The sequence below is a fragment of the Wenzhouxiangella sp. XN79A genome (assembly GCF_012272825.1).
In the GTDB taxonomy this organism is placed as follows: domain Bacteria; phylum Pseudomonadota; class Gammaproteobacteria; order Xanthomonadales; family Wenzhouxiangellaceae.
On sequence record NZ_JAAWWS010000157.1, the window covers coordinates 14,272 to 33,913 of the forward strand.

The 19,642-nt window shown below is 69.0% G+C and carries 18 protein-coding genes and 1 pseudogene; 10 read left to right on the plus strand and 9 right to left on the minus strand.

What is annotated here, in order from left to right:
• The first annotated feature begins 1 nt into the window (after nt 1).
• The 5 genes from HFP89_RS11990 (at nt 2) to ubiB (ending at nt 4,819) form a co-directional block, all read left to right on the plus strand.
• A complete protein-coding gene (locus HFP89_RS11990) occupies nt 2–979 on the plus strand; it encodes a Nudix family hydrolase (RefSeq protein ID WP_168717903.1) in 978 nt (325 codons plus the stop codon).
• Nucleotides 976–1,719 (plus strand): 4'-phosphopantetheinyl transferase superfamily protein, encoded by a 744-nt coding sequence (locus HFP89_RS11995; protein WP_168717904.1) that lies wholly within the window; start codon nt 976–978, stop codon nt 1,717–1,719. The genes HFP89_RS11990 and HFP89_RS11995 overlap by 4 nt, the downstream gene beginning before the upstream one ends.
• A 108-nt stretch (nt 1,720–1,827) precedes the next feature.
• Nucleotides 1,828–2,562 (plus strand): bifunctional demethylmenaquinone methyltransferase/2-methoxy-6-polyprenyl-1,4-benzoquinol methylase UbiE, encoded by a 735-nt coding sequence (gene ubiE, locus HFP89_RS12000; RefSeq protein WP_168717905.1) that lies wholly within the window; start codon nt 1,828–1,830, stop codon nt 2,560–2,562.
• Nucleotides 2,562–3,179: an SCP2 sterol-binding domain-containing protein gene (locus HFP89_RS12005; protein ID WP_168717906.1), complete on the plus strand. Its 618-nt coding sequence runs from the start codon at nt 2,562–2,564 to the stop codon at nt 3,177–3,179. The genes ubiE and HFP89_RS12005 overlap by 1 nt, the downstream gene beginning before the upstream one ends.
• A complete protein-coding gene (gene ubiB, locus HFP89_RS12010) occupies nt 3,176–4,819 on the plus strand; it encodes a ubiquinone biosynthesis regulatory protein kinase UbiB (protein WP_168717907.1) in 1,644 nt (547 codons plus the stop codon). The genes HFP89_RS12005 and ubiB overlap by 4 nt, the downstream gene beginning before the upstream one ends.
• Before the next feature lie 237 nt (nt 4,820–5,056).
• On the opposite strand, the gene HFP89_RS12015 is transcribed toward ubiB, so the two are convergent.
• The 5 genes from HFP89_RS12015 to HFP89_RS12035 all read right to left on the minus strand — a co-directional run bounded on the left by HFP89_RS12015 (nt 5,057) and on the right by HFP89_RS12035 (nt 11,815).
• The gene (locus tag HFP89_RS12015; protein ID WP_168717908.1) at nt 5,057–5,452 is read right to left on the minus strand and encodes a DUF6165 family protein; all 396 of its coding nucleotides are present in this window, start codon (nt 5,450–5,452) and stop codon (nt 5,057–5,059) included.
• Between the two features lie 62 nt (nt 5,453–5,514).
• The gene (gene pnp / locus HFP89_RS12020; protein ID WP_168717909.1) at nt 5,515–7,608 is read right to left on the minus strand and encodes a polyribonucleotide nucleotidyltransferase; all 2,094 of its coding nucleotides are present in this window, start codon (nt 7,606–7,608) and stop codon (nt 5,515–5,517) included.
• Between the two features lie 158 nt (nt 7,609–7,766).
• Nucleotides 7,767–8,036, minus strand: coding sequence for a 30S ribosomal protein S15 (gene rpsO / locus HFP89_RS12025; protein WP_168717910.1), 270 nt, complete (start codon nt 8,034–8,036; stop codon nt 7,767–7,769).
• A 286-nt stretch (nt 8,037–8,322) separates the two neighbouring features.
• Nucleotides 8,323–10,620: an AAA family ATPase gene (locus HFP89_RS12030; RefSeq protein WP_168717911.1), complete on the minus strand. Its 2,298-nt coding sequence runs from the start codon at nt 10,618–10,620 to the stop codon at nt 8,323–8,325.
• Nucleotides 10,621–10,876: 256 nt separating this feature from the next.
• Nucleotides 10,877–11,815, minus strand: coding sequence for an alpha/beta fold hydrolase (locus tag HFP89_RS12035; protein ID WP_168717912.1), 939 nt, complete (start codon nt 11,813–11,815; stop codon nt 10,877–10,879).
• 196 nt (nt 11,816–12,011) lie between these two features.
• On the opposite strand from HFP89_RS12035, the gene HFP89_RS12040 reads away from it, so the two are divergent.
• From HFP89_RS12040 to HFP89_RS12050, 3 genes are read left to right on the plus strand one after another with little or no spacing between them, the layout of a single operon-like run.
• Nucleotides 12,012–12,785 (plus strand): phytanoyl-CoA dioxygenase family protein, encoded by a 774-nt coding sequence (locus tag HFP89_RS12040; RefSeq protein WP_168717913.1) that lies wholly within the window; start codon nt 12,012–12,014, stop codon nt 12,783–12,785.
• Entirely contained in the window at nt 12,782–13,309 is a 528-nt protein-coding gene (locus tag HFP89_RS12045; protein WP_168717914.1) for a queuosine precursor transporter, read from the plus strand. Before HFP89_RS12040 ends, HFP89_RS12045 begins: the two co-directional genes overlap by 4 nt.
• The gene (locus HFP89_RS12050; RefSeq protein WP_168717915.1) at nt 13,302–14,177 is read left to right on the plus strand and encodes a DMT family transporter; all 876 of its coding nucleotides are present in this window, start codon (nt 13,302–13,304) and stop codon (nt 14,175–14,177) included. The genes HFP89_RS12045 and HFP89_RS12050 overlap by 8 nt, the downstream gene beginning before the upstream one ends.
• A gap of 374 nt (nt 14,178–14,551) precedes the next feature.
• Here HFP89_RS12050 and HFP89_RS12055 read toward each other — a convergent pair whose 3' ends face one another.
• Nucleotides 14,552–15,124: a DUF2937 family protein gene (locus tag HFP89_RS12055; protein WP_168717916.1), complete on the minus strand. Its 573-nt coding sequence runs from the start codon at nt 15,122–15,124 to the stop codon at nt 14,552–14,554.
• A 113-nt stretch (nt 15,125–15,237) separates the two neighbouring features.
• A pseudogene (gene yidD / locus HFP89_RS16050) lies at nt 15,238–15,444 on the minus strand (membrane protein insertion efficiency factor YidD); the annotation flags it as partial.
• A gap of 149 nt (nt 15,445–15,593) precedes the next feature.
• On the opposite strand from yidD, the gene dksA reads away from it, so the two are divergent.
• Complete coding sequence (gene dksA, locus HFP89_RS12065) at nt 15,594–16,022, plus strand: RNA polymerase-binding protein DksA (RefSeq protein WP_168717918.1); 429 nt, start codon at nt 15,594–15,596, stop codon at nt 16,020–16,022.
• 145 nt (nt 16,023–16,167) lie between these two features.
• Nucleotides 16,168–17,181, plus strand: coding sequence for an OmpA family protein (locus tag HFP89_RS12070; RefSeq protein WP_168717919.1), 1,014 nt, complete (start codon nt 16,168–16,170; stop codon nt 17,179–17,181).
• Nucleotides 17,182–17,801: 620 nt separating this feature from the next.
• On the opposite strand, the gene HFP89_RS12080 is transcribed toward HFP89_RS12070, so the two are convergent.
• Both HFP89_RS12080 and cysS read right to left on the minus strand, forming a co-directional pair.
• Nucleotides 17,802–18,248 (minus strand): SufE family protein, encoded by a 447-nt coding sequence (locus tag HFP89_RS12080; protein WP_168717920.1) that lies wholly within the window; start codon nt 18,246–18,248, stop codon nt 17,802–17,804.
• A complete protein-coding gene (cysS, locus tag HFP89_RS12085) occupies nt 18,245–19,633 on the minus strand; it encodes a cysteine--tRNA ligase (RefSeq protein ID WP_168717921.1) in 1,389 nt (462 codons plus the stop codon). The genes HFP89_RS12080 and cysS overlap by 4 nt, the downstream gene beginning before the upstream one ends.
• Nucleotides 19,634–19,642: the final 9 nt, after the last annotated feature.

A 19,642-nucleotide genomic window follows, 5' to 3' on the forward strand; every position in this document is an offset into this window, starting at 1 on the left:
AGTGGCGGGTTCGAACGATCCACCGCCGCCCCGCATCGACGTGGCCGCAGCGGTGATCCGCGACGCCGAGGGCCGGGTCCTGGTCACCCAGCGGCTGCCGGGCCGGCACCTGGCCGGGCAGTGGGAGTTTCCGGGCGGCAAGATCGAACCGGGCGAGGCGCCGAACCGCGCGCTGGCCCGCGAACTGGCCGAGGAGCTGGGCATCGAGGCCGGACCGATGCGGCCGTTGGTCAGCGTCACCCACGAGTATCCCGCAACGACCGTGCGGCTGCGCCTGTTCGAGCTGCACTCCTACGCCGGAACGCCCGAGGGCCGCGAGGGCCAGGCCCTCCAGTGGGTCGACGTCGACCGGCTGCGCGAGCTCGACATGCCGGCTGCCGATCGCCCGCTGGTCCGCCTGCTTCAGCTCGACGCGCACTATTCGATCTCGCCGTCACCGGGCACTTTCGCCGACCCCGAGCGTTTCCTGGCCGGCTGGCAGGCCTGCCTGGATGCGGGCTTCCGGCTGCTGCGGCTCAGGCTCGAGGCCGACGAGCACGTGGCCGAATCGCTGGTCGAAGCGATTGCCGAGCGGACCCGCGCGGCCGGCGCCCGCTGGCTGGTCTCCGGCGCGCTCGACCGGGTATGCGACTGGCCGGCCGACGGTGTGCACCTGAGCACCCGCCAGCTGGTCGAGAGCCACCGTCGCCCGATCGACGCCGACAGGCTGCTGGCCGCGTCCTGCCACGACCTCGAGGAGATCCGCATGGCCGCCGACCTGGACGCCGATTTCGTGACGCTGGCGCCGGTGGCCGCCAGCGCGCGCCGACCCGGCGTGCTGCCGTTGGGCTGGCACGACTTCGAACGCGTCGTGCGGCACTCGCCGCTGCCGGTGCTGGCGCTCGGCGGCCTGGAGCCCGACGACTGGGGCCACGCCCGGGCCGCCGGCGCGTTCGGCGTGGCCGGCGTGCGCGCGTTCGGTTGGGGCAACGACGCATGAGCGCATCGCCGGGACTGAAGCGACGGACACTGCCGCTGCGCGGCCTGGCCCGGCCGGATGACGGCGTGGTCGATGTCTGGCAGGTTCGCCAGGATCGACTGCCGCTGGCCGGGCTCGGAATGCTGGCCGCGACCACCGAGGGCATCGAGGGCCGGCGGATGCTCCGGATGCAGCAGCGCTTCCTGCTCCGCCTGCTGCTCGGCGCCTACCTCGACAAGCCGGGCCGCGACGTGGTCATCGAGCGCGGCCCGGCCGGCAAACCCGAACTGGCCGGCGACGATGCCGGGCGCCTGGCCTTCAGCCTGTCGCACACCGGGCCCTGGCTGGCCGTGGCGATCAGCGCCGGCGAGCCGGTCGGCATCGACATCGAACCGGCCGACCGCCGGCCGCGCTGGCAGCGGCTGGCCCGGCGCTACTTCCCGGCCGACGAGGCCGAACGCCTGTGCGCCTGCGGCGACGAGGGCGGTCGTCGCTTCCTGGCCCACTGGACCGCCCGCGAGGCCCTGGTCAAGGCCGCCGGGCGGACGCTGGCCGGCAACGTCGGCGCCATCGGCCTGGCCGAGGTCGAACCGGCCGGGCGGCTGACGCTGGCGGCGCTGCCGGAGGACTGGCCGGAGCCGCAGCACTGGCAGCTGGTCGGACTCGACCAGGACGTGCCCGATGAATTGATCGGACACGTTGCTGTGCGCGGCGATCGCCGGCCCGGGCTCGCGCGCTTCGAGCTCGCCGCACCGGGCTGACCGGGCCGCGGTTTCGCGCGGTTCGGCCACCAAATCAAGTACCCTTGTCCGCGATTGTCGGTGCGTGCCCACGCACGCCGATCCGGCGCGTTCCAAGCGAGGACCTGCATGACGGATTTCGGATACCGGGAGGTCGAGCCCGAGGAGAAGACACGGCTGGTCGGCCGGGTGTTCTCGTCGGTGGCCGATCGCTACGACGTAATGAACGATCTGATGTCGGTGGGCATCCACCGGCTCTGGAAGCGCCACTTCGTGGCCGGCTGCGGGCTGCGGCCGGGTCAGCGTGCGCTGGATCTCGCCGGCGGCACCGGCGACATCGCCGACCTGATCCGCCGGCGCATCCGGCCCGGCGGCCAGGTGCTGGTCGCCGACATCAACCGCGCGATGCTGGAGGCCGGCCGCCGCCGGATGGACGATCGCGGCGAAGTGGCCGGACTCGAATGGCTGCAGGTCAACGGTGAGGCGCTGCCCTTCGCCGATCGCAGTTTCGACCACCTGACCATCGCCTTCGGCCTGCGCAACATCACCGACAAGACCGCCGCGCTGGCCGAGATGTTCCGGGTCCTGAAACCCGGCGGGCGGGTCCACATCCTCGAGTTCTCGCACGTCGCGCCGGAACCGGTGGCCAGGGCCTACGACCTGTGGTCCTTCCAGGTCCTGCCGCGGCTCGGTGCGATGGTCGCCGGCGATCGCGAAAGCTACCAGTACCTGGCCGAATCGATCCGACGTTTTCCCGACCAGGACACCTTGGCCGGCCAACTGCGCGAGGCCGGGTTCGAACGGGTCCGCTACGAGAACCTGTCGGCCGGCATCGCGGCCATCCACCGGGGCGTGCGGACCTGATGTCGCGCTATCGCACGCCGCTCCCGGGCCTGCTGGCCGATGCCTGCGAGCAGATCGCCAACCGCGCCGCTGCGCTGGATCCGGCCGCGGCCGACCACCTTGCGCCGCTCGACGGACGCTGGCTGAAGTTCGAGCTCGAGGGCCTGGAGATCGACCTGTGGATCGGCGCCGAGGACGACCGGCTGCGGGTGCTGTCCGAGCAGGATGATCCCGACCTCGAGGCCGATACGACCGTGCGCGGCAGCCCGGGCGCGCTGCTGGCCATGGCGCTGCCGGCGCTCGGCGGCCCCGGCGGCGTGCACATCGAGGGCGACGCCCGGCTGGCCCAGCAGTTCCAGCAGGCGATGAAGCGCATCGATCCGGACCTCGAGCAGGGCCTGAGCGACCTGTTCGGCCCGCTGCTCGGCCCGCAGATGTTCCGCGTGGTCCGCGAACTGACCGAGTTCGGCCGCCACGCTGCGCGCGCCGGCGCCGACCAGTTCACCCACTGGTTCCGCGACGAGAGCGACCTGGTGCCCACGCCCGACGAGTGGCGGGCCTTTTCCGACGGCGTCGACGAATTGCGCGAGGCGGTCGATCGCTTCGAAGGCAAGGTCCGCCGGAGCCTGGACGCATGATCCGCCGGGGCGTTCGGATCTTCGGCATTGCCGTGGTGCTGGCGCGCTACCGGCTCGATGAGCTGCTGGTCGAACTGCCGCCGCTGAAGATGGCGCGAGCCGTTCGCCTGATCCCGTGGGGCCGCCGCCGGGTGCGCGAGCTGTCGCGCGGGGCGCGGCTGCGGCTGGCACTGGAAGAGCTCGGCCCGATCTACGTGAAGTTCGGACAGATCCTGTCGACCCGGCGCGACCTGCTGCCGGCCGACATCGCCGATGAACTGGCCGAGCTGCAGGACGCGGTGCCGCCGTTTCCGGGCGACCAGGCTCGTGCGATCGTCGAGCAGGAGCTCGGCAAGCCCATCGACCAGCTGTTCGCGCACTTCGACGCCGAGCCGATGGCCTCGGCCTCGATCGCCCAGGTCCACGGCGCGCGCTTTCACGATGGCCGCGAGGTGGTCGTCAAGGTCGTCCGACCGGGCATCGAGGGGCGGGTCCGCGAGGACCTGGAGCTGCTCGGCGCGCTGGCCCGCCTGGCTCGCCGCTACCACCCCGAGGGCGAGCGCATCCGGCCGAACGAAGTGGTGGCCGAATTCGAGCGGGTGATCGTCGACGAACTGGACATGCAGCGCGAAGGCGCCAACGCCAGTCTGCTGCGCCGCAACTTCGAGGAGTCCGACGAGCTGTACATCCCGGAGATCCACTGGTCGCATACCGCCGACCGCGTGCTGACGATGGAGCGGATCGGCGGCGTGCCGGTGCGCGACATCGAGGAACTCAAGCGTCAGGGCGTGAACATGGAACGGCTCGCGCGCCGCGGCATCCGGGTGTTCTATCAGCAGGTCTTCCGCGACAACCTGTTCCACGCCGACATGCATCCGGGCAATATCCGGGTCGACACCAGCAACCCCGACGACGCCAGTTTCATCGCGCTGGACTTCGGCATCGTCGCCAGCCTGACGCCGATCGACCTGTACTACATCGGCGAGAATTTCCTCGCCATCTTCAACCGTGACTACCGGCGTGTGGCCGAGCTGCACGTCGAGGCCGGCTGGGTGCCGGCCGACACCCGGATCGACGAGATGGAAGCCGCCGCGCGGACCGTCTGCGAGCCGAGCTTCACCCGGCCGCTGGAGGAAGTCTCCTTCGCCGAGCTGGTCATCAGCCTGTTCGAGGTCGCGCGCCGCTTCAAGCTGACCCTGCAGCCGCAGCTGATCATGCTGCAGAAGACGCTGCTCAACATCGAGGGCATGGGTCGCGACCTGTATCCGAAGATCAACATCTGGGAGGTCGCCAAGCCCGAACTCGAATCGATCTTCCGCGAGCGCTACGGCTTCCGGCGAACCGCGCGCAAGGTCGGCCGGGAGTTGCCGGCCTGGGTGGCGCGCGGCCCGGAGATCCCGAACCTCATCCACGAAGCGCTGAAATTCGCGGCCCGCGGCCGGATTCGCGCCGAGCTGGACAGCCGCGATCTCGAGTCGATCGCCGACCGCGTCGGTACGCACAACCGGCGGACGCCCGGCGCGGTGTTGACCGCCGGCCTGCTGGTCGCCTCGGCGCTGCTGGCGGCCAACGAAGTCGGCCCGTTTCTCGAGGGCCACTCGGTGCCGGCGATGATCGGCTTTGCGTTCAGCGCCCTGATCGCGTGGCAGGCGATGCGCTGACCGCTGGCCGGCATCGGTACCGGATCGGAGTCATCAGGCCTGACCTCGGGTGTTCCGAACGCCTTTCGGGTCGAGATCGACCGGCAGCTCCGGGGCGGGAGGAACGGCAAGCGCGCAACCCGCCGAACCGGCTGGGTGCGGACCCGCAGCACCGTCATGGACTCGAACGGCAGGCGCGGTTCGATCGCGATCGACGGCCCGATCCGGGACGTTCGTGGCGGTGAGCGGTCCGCCGGCTCAGGCGTAGGGTCTGTAGCTCTTTTCTTCGAGGATGTTCGAGCCGAGCAGGTGGTTGAGATCTCGCTTGACTTCGGCACGGCGGTCGTTGGTCCGGTAGACCGAGCGGGCCAGTTCGACGAAGCGCTCACCGAAGTCGCCGCTGCGCTCGCAGTCGCGGATCGCGTCCTCGATGTCCCACAGCGATTCGTTGATCCGCTTCAGTTCGGTGCGCTTGGCGGTGACCTCGGCGGTTTCCAGCGACGTGGCGTGCCACAGGCCGGTCAGCAGGTCGAGCTCGCGCTCGACGTTGTGCCGCTTGTCGGGATCGGCGATGCGCTCGGCCTTGATCTCGAGGATCGAGATCTTGTCGAGCAACTCACCGGGGGAGACGGGTACGGATAGGGTCTTTGTCATGGGTGTCCGGATAGCAAAAGGCCCGGGGCGCGGGGCGCCCCGGGCCGGAAACGGAGAATGGATCAGCCCTGCTCGACGTCCTTCATGCTGAGCCGGATCCGGCCCTGCTTGTCGACTTCGAGCACCTTGACCTTGACCTTCTGGCCTTCGGAAAGTTCATCGGTCACATTCTCGACGCGGTCATTGGAGATCTGCGAGATGTGGACCAGGCCGTCCTTGCCGGGCAGGATCTGGACGAAGGCGCCGAAGTTCATGATCTTCTGCACCGTGCCTTCGTAGATCGTGCCGACTTCGACGTCGGCGGTGATCTGCTCGATCCGGCGACGCGCATCGTCTGCGGCGTCCTTGTTGGCCGAAGCGATGGTGATCGTGCCGTCATCGGCGATGTCGATCTGGGTGCCCGTTTCTTCGGTGATCGCGCGGATGGTCGAACCGCCCTTGCCGATCACGTCACGGATCTTGTCCGGGTGGACCTTCATCGTGAACAGGCGCGGCGCATACTCGCTCATTTCTTCGCGCGGCTTGTCCAGCACCTTGTTCATTTCACCGAGGATGTGCAGACGGCCGGCCTTGGCCTGCTCCAGCGCGGCGTGCATGATCTCGCGGGTGATGCCATCGATCTTGATGTCCATCTGCAGGGCGGTCACGCCCTCGGCGGAGCCTGCGACCTTGAAGTCCATGTCGCCGAGGTGGTCCTCGTCGCCGAGGATGTCGGTCAGGACCGCGAACTTGTCGCCTTCCTTGATCAGGCCCATCGCGATGCCCGCGACCGGGGCCTTGACCGGCACGCCGGCGTCCATCAGGGCCAGCGAGGTGCCGCAGACCGAAGCCATCGAGCTCGAGCCGTTCGACTCGGTGATCTCCGAGACCACGCGCAGCACGTACGGGAACTCTTCCGGGCTCGGCACCACGGCCATCACGCCGCGCTTGGCCAGCCGGCCGTGGCCGATCTCGCGGCGCTTCGGCGCCAGCATGTGGTTGGTCTCGCCGACGCAGAACGGCGGGAAGTTGTAGTGCAGCATGAAGGGGTCCTTGTACTCCCCTTCGATCGCGTCGATGATCTGCGCGTCGCGGCCGGTGCCCAGCGTGGCCACGACCATGGCCTGGGTTTCGCCGCGGGTGAAGATCGCCGAGCCGTGCGTGCGCGGCAGCGTGCCGACCTGCACGTCGATCGGACGCACGGTGGTCAGGTCGCGGCCGTCGATGCGCGGCTTGCCGTCGATGATCTGGCTGCGAACGTAGTTCTTTTCCATCGCGCCGAACGCGCTCTTGACCTCGTCGACGGTCCAGGCGGTGTCTTCGCCTTCCGGGCACAGGGTTTCGACGACCTTGCCGCGGACCTCGGAGATCGCTTCGTGGCGCTGCATCTTGTCGGTGTTCCGGTAGGCGGCTTCCAGACCGGCCAGGCCCAGTTCGCGGACCTTGTCGTCCAGGCCTTCCGGCTTGGCCGGGGCTTCCCAGGCCCACTTCGGCTTGCCGGCCTCGGCAGCCAGTTCGTTGATCGCCTGGATCGCGGTCTGCATCTGGTCATGGCCGAAGGTGACGGCGCCGAGCATTTCTTCTTCGGTCAGCAGGTCGGCTTCGGATTCGACCATCAGCACGGCCTGATCGGTACCGGCCACGATCAGGTCGAGGCGCGATTCCTTCAGCTGGCTGGCCGACGGGTTCAGCACGTACTCGCCGTTGACGAAGCCGACGCGGGCGCCGCCGATCGGGCCCTGGAACGGGGCGCCGGACAGGGCCAGCGCGGCCGAGGCGCCGATCAGGGCCGGGATGTCGCCGTCGACTTCCGGGTTCAGCGACATGACGGTCGCGATGACCTGGACTTCATTCAGGAAACCCTTCGGGAACAGCGGACGGATCGGGCGATCGATCAGCCGCGAGGTCAGGGTTTCCTTCTCGGTCGGGCGGCCTTCACGCTTGAAGAAGCCGCCCGGAATCTTGCCGGCGGAGTAGAACTTCTCCTGATAGTTGACCGTGAGCGGGAAGAAGTGCTGGCCGGGCTTGGCTTCGGGCCGGGCGACGGCGGTAACCAGCACCACGGTGTCGCCCATGGTGACGAGGACGGCGCCGGTGGCCTGGCGGGCCAGGTGGCCGGTTTCCAGCGTGACGGTGTGCTCGCCGTACTGGAAGGATTTGGTGACTTTGTTGAACACTGAGAATTACTCCAAGGGACGGAAGGGGACACTCGAACATCGCGCTCCGGGGCTCGGTCCGAACAAGCGAACGAACGCGAGCGCCAGATACGACGAAGCACCGGTCGTTGAATCAACAACAACCGGTGCTTCTGAATCACATGCGTCGCGAGGGGCGCTTAACGGCGCAGGCCGAGGCGCTGGACGATGTCGCGGTACCGCTGAACGTCCTTGTTGCGGACGTAGTCGAGCAGCGAGCGACGCTGGTTGACCAGCTTGATCAATCCGCGACGGGAGTGGTGATCACCCTTGTGGTCCTTGAAATGGCCGGTCAGGTGCTTGATGCGTGCGGTCAGCAGCGCGATCTGCACTTCCGGCGACCCGGTATCGCCACTCGAGAGCTGATACTCCGAAACGATCTGCTGTTTCTGTTCTGCGCTCAAAGACATGTTCGTCTTAACTCCAGATGCAATGGCTTGCGTTTGTCGGTAGCGACTGGTGCTTCGCTCGTGGTTTCGAATCATGGTTTCAAACGGCGACCGGGCTTTTCCAGAAAACCCCCTCGGCGGGCGGCGCTAGGGCCGGATCCGGTGTACATCCGAAGGCGGGCTTTGTGCAAAAGCCCCGATCACCACCAATCAAGCTGGCCATTATACGGCGATTCGACCGGGTGGGGCAAGAGCAAGAGGCAATCGTGAAAGCGCCCGTCGGCCGGCCGACGGCAGGGCCGGACCGTCAGGCGCCCAGCCGCTGACGAGCCCGGGCGAACATCGAGCCGTCCGGGAACCGGCCGTCCAGCGATTTACCGGGGTGGTGACCGGCCAGCAGGTCCAGCGCCTGGGCCACCGTGCCGATGGCCTGGACCTGGAACAGGTCGTTGGCGGCCGCCTGGACCAGCCGCGGGCTCAGCATCAGTTCGTCGCGCTGCGCGGCCGGGATCACCACGGTCGGCGGCACGCCGCGATCGTCGAGGCGGGTCAGCTCGAACAGCGTCTCGATCCGGTCGTTCAGGCCGTCGACCGGCAGGATCCGGCCGAACAGGTCGACCCGCCCGATCAGCGCGACGTCCTGGCGCAGCCCATCGCCGGTCAGTCGGCTGACCAGCGCGCACAAGCCGGTCAGCGCGAATCCGTCGCCGGGCGCGGGATCGCGGTCGTGGGGGTCGGCGGCGTGCGCGTCCAGCACCGCGTGCAGCCGCGGCGGGCGGTCGAGCTCGAGCAGCGTGCCGAGCAGCGCTTCGATCCGGTCGGGCCCTTCGTCGACCCGGTCCGGCAGCGTGATGCGGGTGTCGTCGGCGCGCGTCACCGCCGCCTGGATGCGGACCAGTCGCCCGGAGCCGCGCGCACCGTCCTCGCGCAGCGCGACGGTCCAGGCCTGTCCGGGCAGCGGCTGGCGGGCGGGAAACCGTCCGGGTCCGGTCGCAGGGCCGGCGCCGAACAGCCGCGTGGTGCTGACCATGGCGCGCTCGATGGCGGCTTCGACATGATCGGCATCGAGCCGCGTTTCGCCGCGCTCCCGGGCGATCCGCGAGGCGGCACGGGCCCGGGCGACCAGCCGATCGATCGATGTCGACAGGCCGCCCCGGCCATCGAGCCGGGCCGCTTCCTCGACCAGCCGGGCCAGCGCCTCGGGTCGGGGCGGGGGCAGTTCGTAGCGCGCGCACTCGGCCTGCAGCAGGGCGCCCAGGGCGCGGACATGCGCCTGGTCGCGCTCGACACGATCGGGCAGGTCGATGACCTGGTCGATGCTGCGGGCCAGCTCCGGGTGGCGCTGGTTCAGCGTCCGCCAGGCTTCGGCCGAGCCGATCAGGGCCAGCTGGAACTCGACCGGAATGGGGTCGGGCTTCAGCGACGCCCCGGGGGCGCCGCGGTCCAGCGCCTCCAGCGTCAATTCGCCGCCGACCAGCGTGCGCTGCAGCCGGTGGACGCAGTCCGGGTGTTCGAGCAGCACGTCGGCATCGAGCACCAGCAGGCCGCCGCTGGCCTGCAGCAACCGGCCGGCGCGCAGGCCGCGGAACGAGGCGCGGCCGGTCGCGTCGGCGTCGATCGAGCCGAACAGGTTGCGGGCGTTCGGGTGGGGTTCGACGACCACCGGGGCGGTGCCGTTCGGGTCCACGGCCATCACCAGGTTCACCGAATACCGGCCCTCCAGGTCCAGCTCGCCGATCCGGCCGCCGCCGACGCCGTGTTCGAGCACGTCGTCCATGACGGCGTTCAGGTAGTGCGACACGGCGGGCAGTTCGAAGCTCTCGTCGACGCTGCGCATCAGGCCGGCCAGCAGCCGGCGCGCCTCGGTCTGGACCAGCCGGGTACCCAGGTCCTGGACCCGTCGCCAGATCTCGTTGACCCGGGTGGTGATGCGGGCGAGTTCGTCCTGTTCGGTGTGGATCACCTCGCGAATGCTGCGGTACTCCTCGCGATCGACCTGGCCCTTGGCGACCAGGTTGGCCAGGTCGTCCTGCGAAATCACCCGGCCGGTCTGCTTGACGTGGACGGTCAGCCGGACCAGCCGGCCGACCTCTTCGCGGACCAGCACCAGGCCGTGCGGCCTGAAGCGTTCGTCGAGCGGGTCGGTGATCTTGCGCATCTCGGCATCGGCGCGGTCGGTCAGTGCCTGCAGCCGGTTGCGGATCGGCCGGGCCTCCAGCGCCGGTTCGAGCTGGTCGCGCAGGAAGCGGATCACCTGGCGCATTTCGGCCCGCAAACGACGGCCCTGGCCGGCGGGCAGTTCGAGCAGCCGGGGCTGGTGCGGGTGGTCGAAGTTGAACACGTAGACCCGGTCGGTGCCGTCGGCCCGGGGTGTCTGGCGCTGGTCGAGGACGCGCTCGATCAGCCGGCGGCGGCCGCTGCCGGGGCGCCCGCGCAGGAACAGGTGGGGCTGGTCGCCGTCGCTGCCGCGCAGCGCGCTGGCCAGCGCGTCGATCGCGGCATCACTGCCGATCGCGATCGGCGCCTCGGCGGTGTCGAGGTTCTCGAGCAGGTCCGGTCGGACATTCCAGCGGAGCTGGCCGGCGGACAGTCTGGTGTTGGCCATCGTCCCCCGATCCTCTCGCAGTGCCCGATGCCATTCTAGTGCACCCCGTCACTCATTGTGCAACGTACAGCGAGTCGGAGCGCGTTTGGCTGCAAGGCCTGTCTGGCAGGGAATGGCAGCGTCCTTTCCAGGCGACAGAACGCCGCAGATGAATGCGCTCCGGCTCGCTGTACGTCACACAATGAGTGGCGGGGTACCCTGGCGCGGAACATCGCGCGTGCCGAGTCGTCGCCATCGGGCGGCGGCCGCCCGGTCCTCACGGCTCGAGGCGGTCCCGGGCACGCTTCTCCGTGTAGCTGATCCAGGACTCGGCCACGGTGCAGGGGTTTTCCAGCATCGGCAGGTGGCCGGTGTCGGGCAGCAGCAGGACCTCGGCGTTCGGCATCACGCGCTCGAGTACGGCGGCCCCGGCCGGGTTCAGCACCTGGTCGGAGCGTCCCCAGACCACCAGCGCCGGCGTGGCCAGGCCGTCGGCGATGCTCTCCAGCGGTTCGGAGTCGTAGCGGATCGCGTCGAAGGCGCGCTGGTGCTCGAGGGTCCTGTCGGTGGCCCGGCGGGCAAGGTGGCGCATCAGTGGGCCGGGAATCCACGGGGGGTGGACGAAGCAGTAGTCGATCAGGCGGCGGAAATCGTCGAGATCGCGGATCACCAGCGGATTGTGGCGCTCCTCGGCGATTTCCTGGAACAGCGGCGAATGCGGCACCTCGAGCACCCCGCCCGGGGCAAGCAGCCAGAGCGCCCGGACCCGCCCGGGGGCTCGTCGGGCGATCTCGGTGGCGATGTAGCCGCCCATCGAGCTGCCCCCGAGGTAGCAGTGCTGAATGCCGACGGCATCCATCCAGGCCAGCACGCGCTCGGCCTGGGCACTGATCCGATAGTCGGGTGGTCCATCGACCCGCGTTTCGCCGAAACCGGGCAGATCGGGCGCGAGAATCCGGAAGTGCCGGCTCAGGTGGCGGGCGACCCGGTTGAAGTGGTCGGCGTCGGCGTTGAAGCCGTGGAGCAGCACCAGGGTTTCGCCGCGCCCGCCCTCGAGCACGTGCCAGTCGATCGGCCCGGTGGTCACGCGACAGGAGCGCAGCCGGCCGTGGCGTCGATCCAGCGCGCGGAAGGTGATCGCGATCGGTGCCGTCCAGATCCGCCACAGCACCACGGCGATCAGCAGCGCGATTCCCAGCGTCAGCAGCGGTGTCATGGGTCCCCGATGGTAGAATGCCGGCTCCTAGTGTAGTGGGATTCGACCCGGTGTCCAGACGCCGTTTCCGAGCCCGTTCGCGGCCTGGCTGGATCGCTGCTGCGGATCGGGATCGGCGCGCCGGTCCCGACGCCCGCCACACGACGTTCCTCGCATCATCCCCCGACCCCGATCGGATTTCGAGGCCGCAGCACGCATGGACGATTCGATTTCGCAGCAGTTCGGCCAGGACGGCTACTGGGTGGCGCGCGGACTGTGTCCGGCCGACCGCGTGGCCGCGATGCGCGCCGCCGCCGAAGCGGCGCTGGCCCGCCGCAGGCCGCCTTTCGAACTCGAAAGCGAGGTCGGTTACCCCGGCGCGCCGAGCATCGACGCGCCGGGCAGCGACACCATCCGGCGCTTGCTCGATGCGCTGGCGCTGGATCCACTGTTCTTCGACTGGGCCTGCGATCCGCAGCTGGTCGGGCGGGTGCGCAAGCTGCTCGACGCAGGGTCGATCCGCGTGGTCCGCGCCCATCACAACTGCGTGATGACCAAACTGCCGGAATTCTCCAGCGCCACCGGCTGGCACCAGGACCTGCGCTACTGGGCCTTCGAGCGCCCCGAATTGATCACTGCATGGACGGCTCTGGGGTTCGAGGCCGAAGGCAATGGCGGCATGCGGGTGATTCCCGGTTCGCACCGGGCCGGGTTGGAGCCCGAGCGCTTCGATGCGCAGCGCTTCTTCCGCACCGACCTGCCGGCCAATCGCGATTGGCTGGAGCGCGCCGTCCAGGTCGATCTCGAACCCGGCGACGTGCTGTTCTTCCATGCCGGCCTGCTCCATGCCGCCGGCGCCAATCGCACCGACCGGCGCAAGCTGTCGGTGGTGTTTTCCTACCGCGCCACCGACAACCCGCCGCGGCCGGGCAGCCGGTCCGCGGCGCGTCCCGATCTCGATCCGGACCGGCCGGCGGACTTCGAGGAATGAACCTGGTGCTGGGCATGATCGCGGCGATGATGGTCATCGTCGCCAGCGCCAACGTGCTGGTCCAGTACCCGGTCAACGACTGGCTGACCTGGGGCGCGCTGACCTACCCGGTCAGTTATTTCGTGACCGACCTGACCAATCGACTGCGCGGCCCGGCAGTGGCCCGTCGCGTGGTCTGGGCGGGCTTCGCGCTGGCGGTGCTGCTGTCGGCGGTGCTGGCCACCCCCCGTATCGCACTGGCTTCCGGTGCCGCGTTCCTGGCCTCGCAGCTGCTCGACGTGGCGGTGTTCGACCGCCTGCGCGGACGGGCCTGGTGGCAGCCGCCGCTGTTTTCCTCGGTGATTGGATCGGCGCTGGATACCGCGCTGTTCTTCGCGCTGGCCTTCGCCGGCACGACGATGCCCTGGATGACGCTCGCGCTCGGCGACTACGCGGTCAAGGTCGCGATCGCGCTGGTCATGCTGGCACCGTGGTGGTGGCTGGCCCGACGGGCGCGGCGGACGCCGGGCGACCGCCATGGGTGAGTTCTTCTCGGTCGCCTGCGCGGCGGCCTGGGCGATGGCGGTGGTGCTGTTCCGGCGCTCCGGCGAAACCCTGCCGGCGTTCGAGCTCAACCTGTTCAAGAACCTGCTCGGGCTGGCCCTGCTGGTGCCGACCGTGCTGCTGACCGAGGGGCTCGGCCTGCCCGGCTACACGGCCTCGCAGTGGCTGGTCGTGGCGGTGTCCGGCGTGATCGGCATCGCCGTGGCCGACACCTGGTACCTGAAGGCGCTGAACCTGATGGGCGCGGCCCGGACCGGGGTGACGGCCAGCCTGTACAGCCCGTTCGTGATCCTGCTGTCGATCCTGTTCCTGGGCGAGGTCATGGCGTTGTGGCAGCTGGCCGGCTTCGCGCTGGTCCTCGCCGGCATCCTGCTGGTCACCTGGCGGACGAACCGGATGGACATCACGATGCGGGCGCTGAAGCTGGGCGTGGCCTACGGCGCCGGTTCGGTGCTGCTGATGGCGATCGGCGTGGTGATGGTCAAGCCGGTGCTGGAGGGCGACGACTTCTTCTGGACCGTGGCGCTCAGGCTCGGCGCAGGGACCGCCGCGATGCTGGCGCTGGTCGCGATCGCCGGCAGCGGTCGGCGGGTGATGGCCCGATACCGCGAGCCGCAGCCCTGGCCGACCGTGGTGCTGGCCTCGTTTCTCGGCACCTACCTTTCGATGATCCTGTGGCTGGCCGGGTACCGCCTGACCGATGCATCGATCGCCTCGGTGCTCAACGAGACCGCGGCGGCCTTCATCGTGCTGTTTTCCTGGTGGGTGCTGAAGGAGCCGCTGAGCGGGCGCCGGATCGGCGGCGTGGTGCTGACCTTTGCCGGCGTGCTGGTGATCGTTTCGGTCTAGCCCGCATTATTCATGAATGAGCTCGCGCCCTTGCCTGGTCCTTGTCCGCACAGCGAATCGTCCTCGCTCGGAAATACAGCATGGTAGTCCGCTCGGTCGGAAAATCCCCTGTGCGAACGATTCCCGGCGCAATCATCGCGGCGATTCATGAATACTGCGGGCTAGTGAGCCCCGTCATCACTCCTGGACCGTTCAGCGAGTCGGAACGTGCTCATCCGCCGCGTCAGGGGTCCTGGAAAGGCGCTACGCATTCCCGGCGCGCCCTGCCTTGCAGCCAAGCGGGCTCGTCGTCACGATCCGACTCGCTGAACGGTCCAGGAGTGATGACGGGGTGCACCAGTGGCCTCGCCCGAGGCAGCTCCGATCCGAGGCGTTCAGGGCTTGCGTGGTCGATCGGGTCCGGTCGTCGGGGAGCGTCTGCCCGGTCGGTCGGCCGGTTTCGCGGGGCCGTCGGCGCCCCCGGCGGCCGCTTCGCGCCGGCGCTTCCGCCACTGGACGGCGCCGATCGGTGCCCGGCACAGCAGTTCGTAGAGCAGCACCGCGAAAACGATGCCGAGCCCGGTCCAGGTCAGCGACGCGATGTCGAGCGGGATCGCCGGCACGAATATTCCGGCGGCGCGCTCGGCGATCGACCACTCGCCGTGCCGCAGCAGTGCGAGCGGGCGGAGCAGGTCCGGTGCGTCCTGGATGCGCTGCTGCAGCGCGGCAAGCTCGTCGAGCCGGAGCTGGAGTTCGGCGACCGCGGTTGCCCGGCCTTCCGGCGCCAGCCACGGCAGCAGCTCACCGGCCGTGACCTGCTCGACGGTGCGGCGGGCCTCGTCGACGTGGCCGCCGAGCCGCTGAAGGTAGGCCTGGGTGAAGGCCGGGGCCTGCGAGAACGTGATCCCGCCGGCGCCCCCGAAGGCGGCGCTGGCCAGGTGGTCCAGGCGTCGCGTCAGCCAGCTCATGAACCCGGGCCGGGCCGGTGGTCCGGATCGGCGGGGGACCCGTGGGGTTGCGCGCGCTGGGTGCCGATCGCGGCGTCATCGGTGCCGGCCAGCTCGGCTTCGGCCTCGCTGCCCGGCACGGGGTCGTGTCCACCGGCGCAGAACGGCTGGCAGCGCAGGATGCGCTTGAAGCCCATCCAGCTGCCGCGGCCGGCGCCGTAGAGCTCGATCGCTTCCTCGGTGTAGCGCGAGCAGCTGGGCGTGAATCGGCACTGCTGTCCGATCAGCGGCGACAGGACCCGGCGATAGACGTGGATGAGGCCGATCAGGAGCCGTTGCATGACCATTGTGTCCGAGTGCGAAACGAGGTATATAATCGCGGGTTTGTCGACGCGCTGACTGGCCTTGCGCTGACCAATCGCTGACCCATCGCTGAACCAGCGGGCTGACCCATCGCTGAACCAGCGGGCTGACCTAGCGGGATGAATCCATGCCAACCGATCGAGTGAAACTGCCGAAGAACTATCGGCCGACCGAGAAAGAAGAATACATGAACGCCAAGCAGCTGGAGTATTTCCGCCAGAAGCTGCTGGCCTGGCGTCAGGACCTGATCGACGAGTCGCAGGAGACGATCAACAACCTGCGCGGCGAGGTCCGGGACGTCGGTGACGAGGCCGAGCGCGCCTCGCGCGAGACCGAGAACAGCCTGGAACTGCGTACTCGCGACCGGTACCGCAAACTGCTCGGCAAGATCGACCAGGCGCTGGCCCGGATCGACGACGGCAGCTACGGCTACTGCGAGGAGACCGGCGAGGAAATCGGCCTGGCGCGGCTCGAGGCCCGACCGATCGCGACCCTGTGCCTGGACGCCCAGGAGCGCTGGGAGCTGAAGCAGAAGCAGATGCGCGATAGCCGTTGACGATAGCCGTTGACGATGGCCGTTGACGATGGCCGTTGAGGATCCTGGTCGACCGCGCGTCGCGGCCGACGGTCGCGTACGGGCCGGCTTTTGGTTTATGATCAGGAGCGTTGGACCGCCTTTTTTCGCATTCGGGAGAACACCCATGAAACGTCTGGCCCTGGCTGTTTCCGCCGCGCTGCTCGCGAGCACGAACGCGCTGGCGCAGGATGATCACTACGACGATCGCTGGTACGTCACCGTATCGGGCGGCGCCGCCTTCGTCGACGAGGACCGACTCGCCGCCGATGACTGGCCGTACTACGGCGTATCGTTCGGCCGCTTCTTCTCGCCGAACTTCAGCCTCGAGCTGCAGCTGGACCGCTACGAGTCCGACTTCGACGGCCTGACCGTGCCGGCCGGCGCCGATGGCGCGTTCGAGAACACCGGTTACGGCCTGTTCGGGCGCTACCACTGGGGCGATTTCGAGAACTGGAGGCCGTACGTGCTGGCCGGCGTCGGCATTCAGGAACACGACAACTTCCTCGATGACGGCCGCGATGCATTCGCCTCGGTCGGAATCGGCGCCACCGCCGGTTTCGGTGACCACTGGGCCCTGCGCACGCAGTTCGAAGCGCGCTACGACAACGACCGCGCCACCTTCGACAGCGGCAGCGGTTTCGTCGACGGCATCCTGTCGGTCGGCCTGAGCTACAAGTTCGGCCAGCCGCCGGCCCCGCCCGCGCCGCCGCCTGCACCGGAGCCGCGCGTCGCGCCGGAACCCGAGCCGACCCCGGCGCCGCCGCCGCCGCCGGAGCCGGAGCCGGAGGTCATCCTGGAACTGGACGCCGAAGTCACGTTCGAATTCGATTCCGCGGTGCTGCTCGCCGCCGCCGAGCGTGAACTGGACCGGGTCGTCGACATCATGGACGAAGCCGAGGACATTCTCCTGGTCGAAATCGCCGGCCACACCGACAGCGTCGGCCCGGAAGCCTACAACCAGGGCCTGTCCGAGCGCCGCGCCCGGTCGGTGGCCGATTACCTGGCCTCGCAGGGCGTTGCACGCGACCGCATGCAGGTGATGGGCTACGGTGAATCGCGCCCGAAGGTGCCGAACACCACCCCCGAGAATCGCCGCATGAACCGGCGCGTGGTCATCTCGGTGATCGAGCGTCTCTGACCTTCGATCGCTGCTGCAAGAAACCGAGGGCCCGCCAGCGTGCGGGCCCTTTTCTTTTCAGGGAAGAGGGTCGAGCATCCCGCCAGGGACCAGGGACCAGGGACCAGGGACCAGGGACCAGGGACCAGGGACCAGGGACCAGGGACCAGGGACCAGGGACCAGGGACCAGGCAGGGGCGGGGACGAGAGGCGAGCGGGGAGCCGGGTGGTGCACTGGGGTACCCCACCACTCATTGTGTACCGTATAGCGAGTCGGAGAGCGTTTGGCTGCAAGGCCTGTCTCGCGGGGAATGGCAGCGTCCTTTCCAGGCGACGGAACGCCGCGGATGAAGGCGCTCCGGCTCGCCCTTCTAAGGAGCGCGCCCGGACCGACCGTGCGGCCTTGCGTCCCTTGTCAAGGGCTGGCCATCCACTGCGGGCCGCGCCTTGCACTGTCGATTCAGGCGCATGGCCCACTAGCCCGCAGTATTCATGAATCGCCGCGATGATTGCGCCGGGAATCGTTCGCACGGGGGATTTTCCGAGCGAGCGGAATACCATGCTGTATTTCCGAGCGAGGAAGATTCGCTGTGCGGACAAGGACCAAGCAAGGGCGCGAGCTCATTCATGAATAATGCGGGCTAGTCCCTCGGCCCTTGCCCCTCGTCCCTGTCGAGGATCGCCTCGCGCGCCCGTTCCCGGATCGCCGCCAGCATGCTGGCCAGTCCGTTCGCGCGGGTCTGCGAAAGGTGCTGGCTCAGGCCGATGGCGTCGACGAAGTCGGGCGGGGTGGCGAGAATCTCCTTGGCGCTGCGGTCGGAATAGACCCGCAGGACGAGGAAGATCAGGCCCGAGACGATGGCCGCGTCGCTGTTGGCGCGGAAGATCATCCGGTCGGCGTCGCCCTCGCTGATGAGCCAGACCTGTGACTGGCAGCCGTCGAGCAGGGCCTCGTCGCGCTGTTCTTCCGGGGCCAGCGGCGGAAGCTTCCTGCCCAGGTCGATGATGTACTGGTAGCGGTCCAGCCAGTCGTCGAACAGGTCGAACTCGTCGATGATGGCCTGCTGTTCCTCGAACGCCGTGGTCATGCGCCGCCCCCGGCACGAACCTGCCAGCGAGTGCCTTCGGGCCCGTCTTCGAGTTCGATGCCGCGTTCGGCCAGCGCGTCGCGAATCCGGTCGGCCGCGGCGAAGTCGCGCGCCTTGCGGGCCGCGTTGCGCTGTTCGATCAGCGCCTCGATTTCCTCGGCGTCGACCTGGTCGTCGGCACGGCGAGCGGCCATCCAGGCCTCCGGGTCCTGCAGCAGGCCGAGCACGGCCGAAGAGGCGCGCAGCACGGCGCCGAGCCCGGCGCGGACCGTTTCCTCGTCGGCCTGGGCGGTTTCTCGCGCCAGCCGGTTGATCTCGGCCAGCGCGGCCGGGGTGTTCAGGTCGTCTTCGAGTGCCGCCAGCACGGCCGGATCGGGTTCGGCCCCGGTGTCGCCGGCGGCGCCGCTTTCGGCCAGGGTCCGATACAGCCGGTCCAGGGTGGTAACGGCCTGGGTCAGCGCTGACTCCGACCAGTCCAGCGGCTGGCGATAGTGGGCCGACAGCAGCAGGTAGCGCATCGCCTCGCCCGGCCAGTGCTCGAGCAGGTCGTGGACGATCTGGGTGTTGCCGAGGCTTTTCGACATCTTGCGCTTCTCGACCGTCACGAAGCCGTTGTGCAGCCAGTAGCGGGCGAAGGTCTCGCGGCCGTGGCAGCAGCGGCTCTGGGCCACTTCGTTCTCGTGGTGCGGGAAGACCAGGTCCTGGCCGCCGGCGTGGATGTCGATGACCTCGCCCAGGTGGGCCGCGCTCATCGCCGAGCACTCGATGTGCCAGCCGGGCCGGCCGCGGCCCCAGGGGCTGTCCCAGCCGGGCTGGGTAGCGTCGGAGGGCTTCCAGAGCACGAAGTCGCCGGGATTGTTCTTGTACGGTGCGACCTCGACCCGCGCGCCGGCAATCATTTCGCGGCGATCGCGGCGCGACAGCGCGCCGTAGTCGTCGAAGGTGCCGACGTCGAACAGCACGTGGCCTTCGGCGGCGTAGGCGTGGCCGCGTTCGATCAGCCGCTCGATCATCGCGACGATCTCGGCGATGTGGTCGGTCGCGCGCGGCTCGACGGTCGGCGGGCCGACGCCCAGCGCCGCCATGTCGGCGTGGTAGGCCTCGGTGAAGCGTTTCGTGATCACGCCGATCTCGATGCCCTGTTCGTGCGCGGCGGCGTTGATCTTGTCGTCCACGTCGGTGATGTTGCGCGCGTAGACGACGTTCGGGTACTGCCGCTGCAGCAACCGGTAGAGCAGGTCGAAGATCACCGCCGGCCGGGCGTTGCCGATGTGGGCGTAGTTGTAGACGGTCGGCCCGCAGGCATACATGGTGACCCGCTCCGGGTCCTGCGGGACGAAGGCTTCCTTGCGCCGGGTCAGCGTGTTGTACAGGGTCAGGGCCATGCGGTTTCC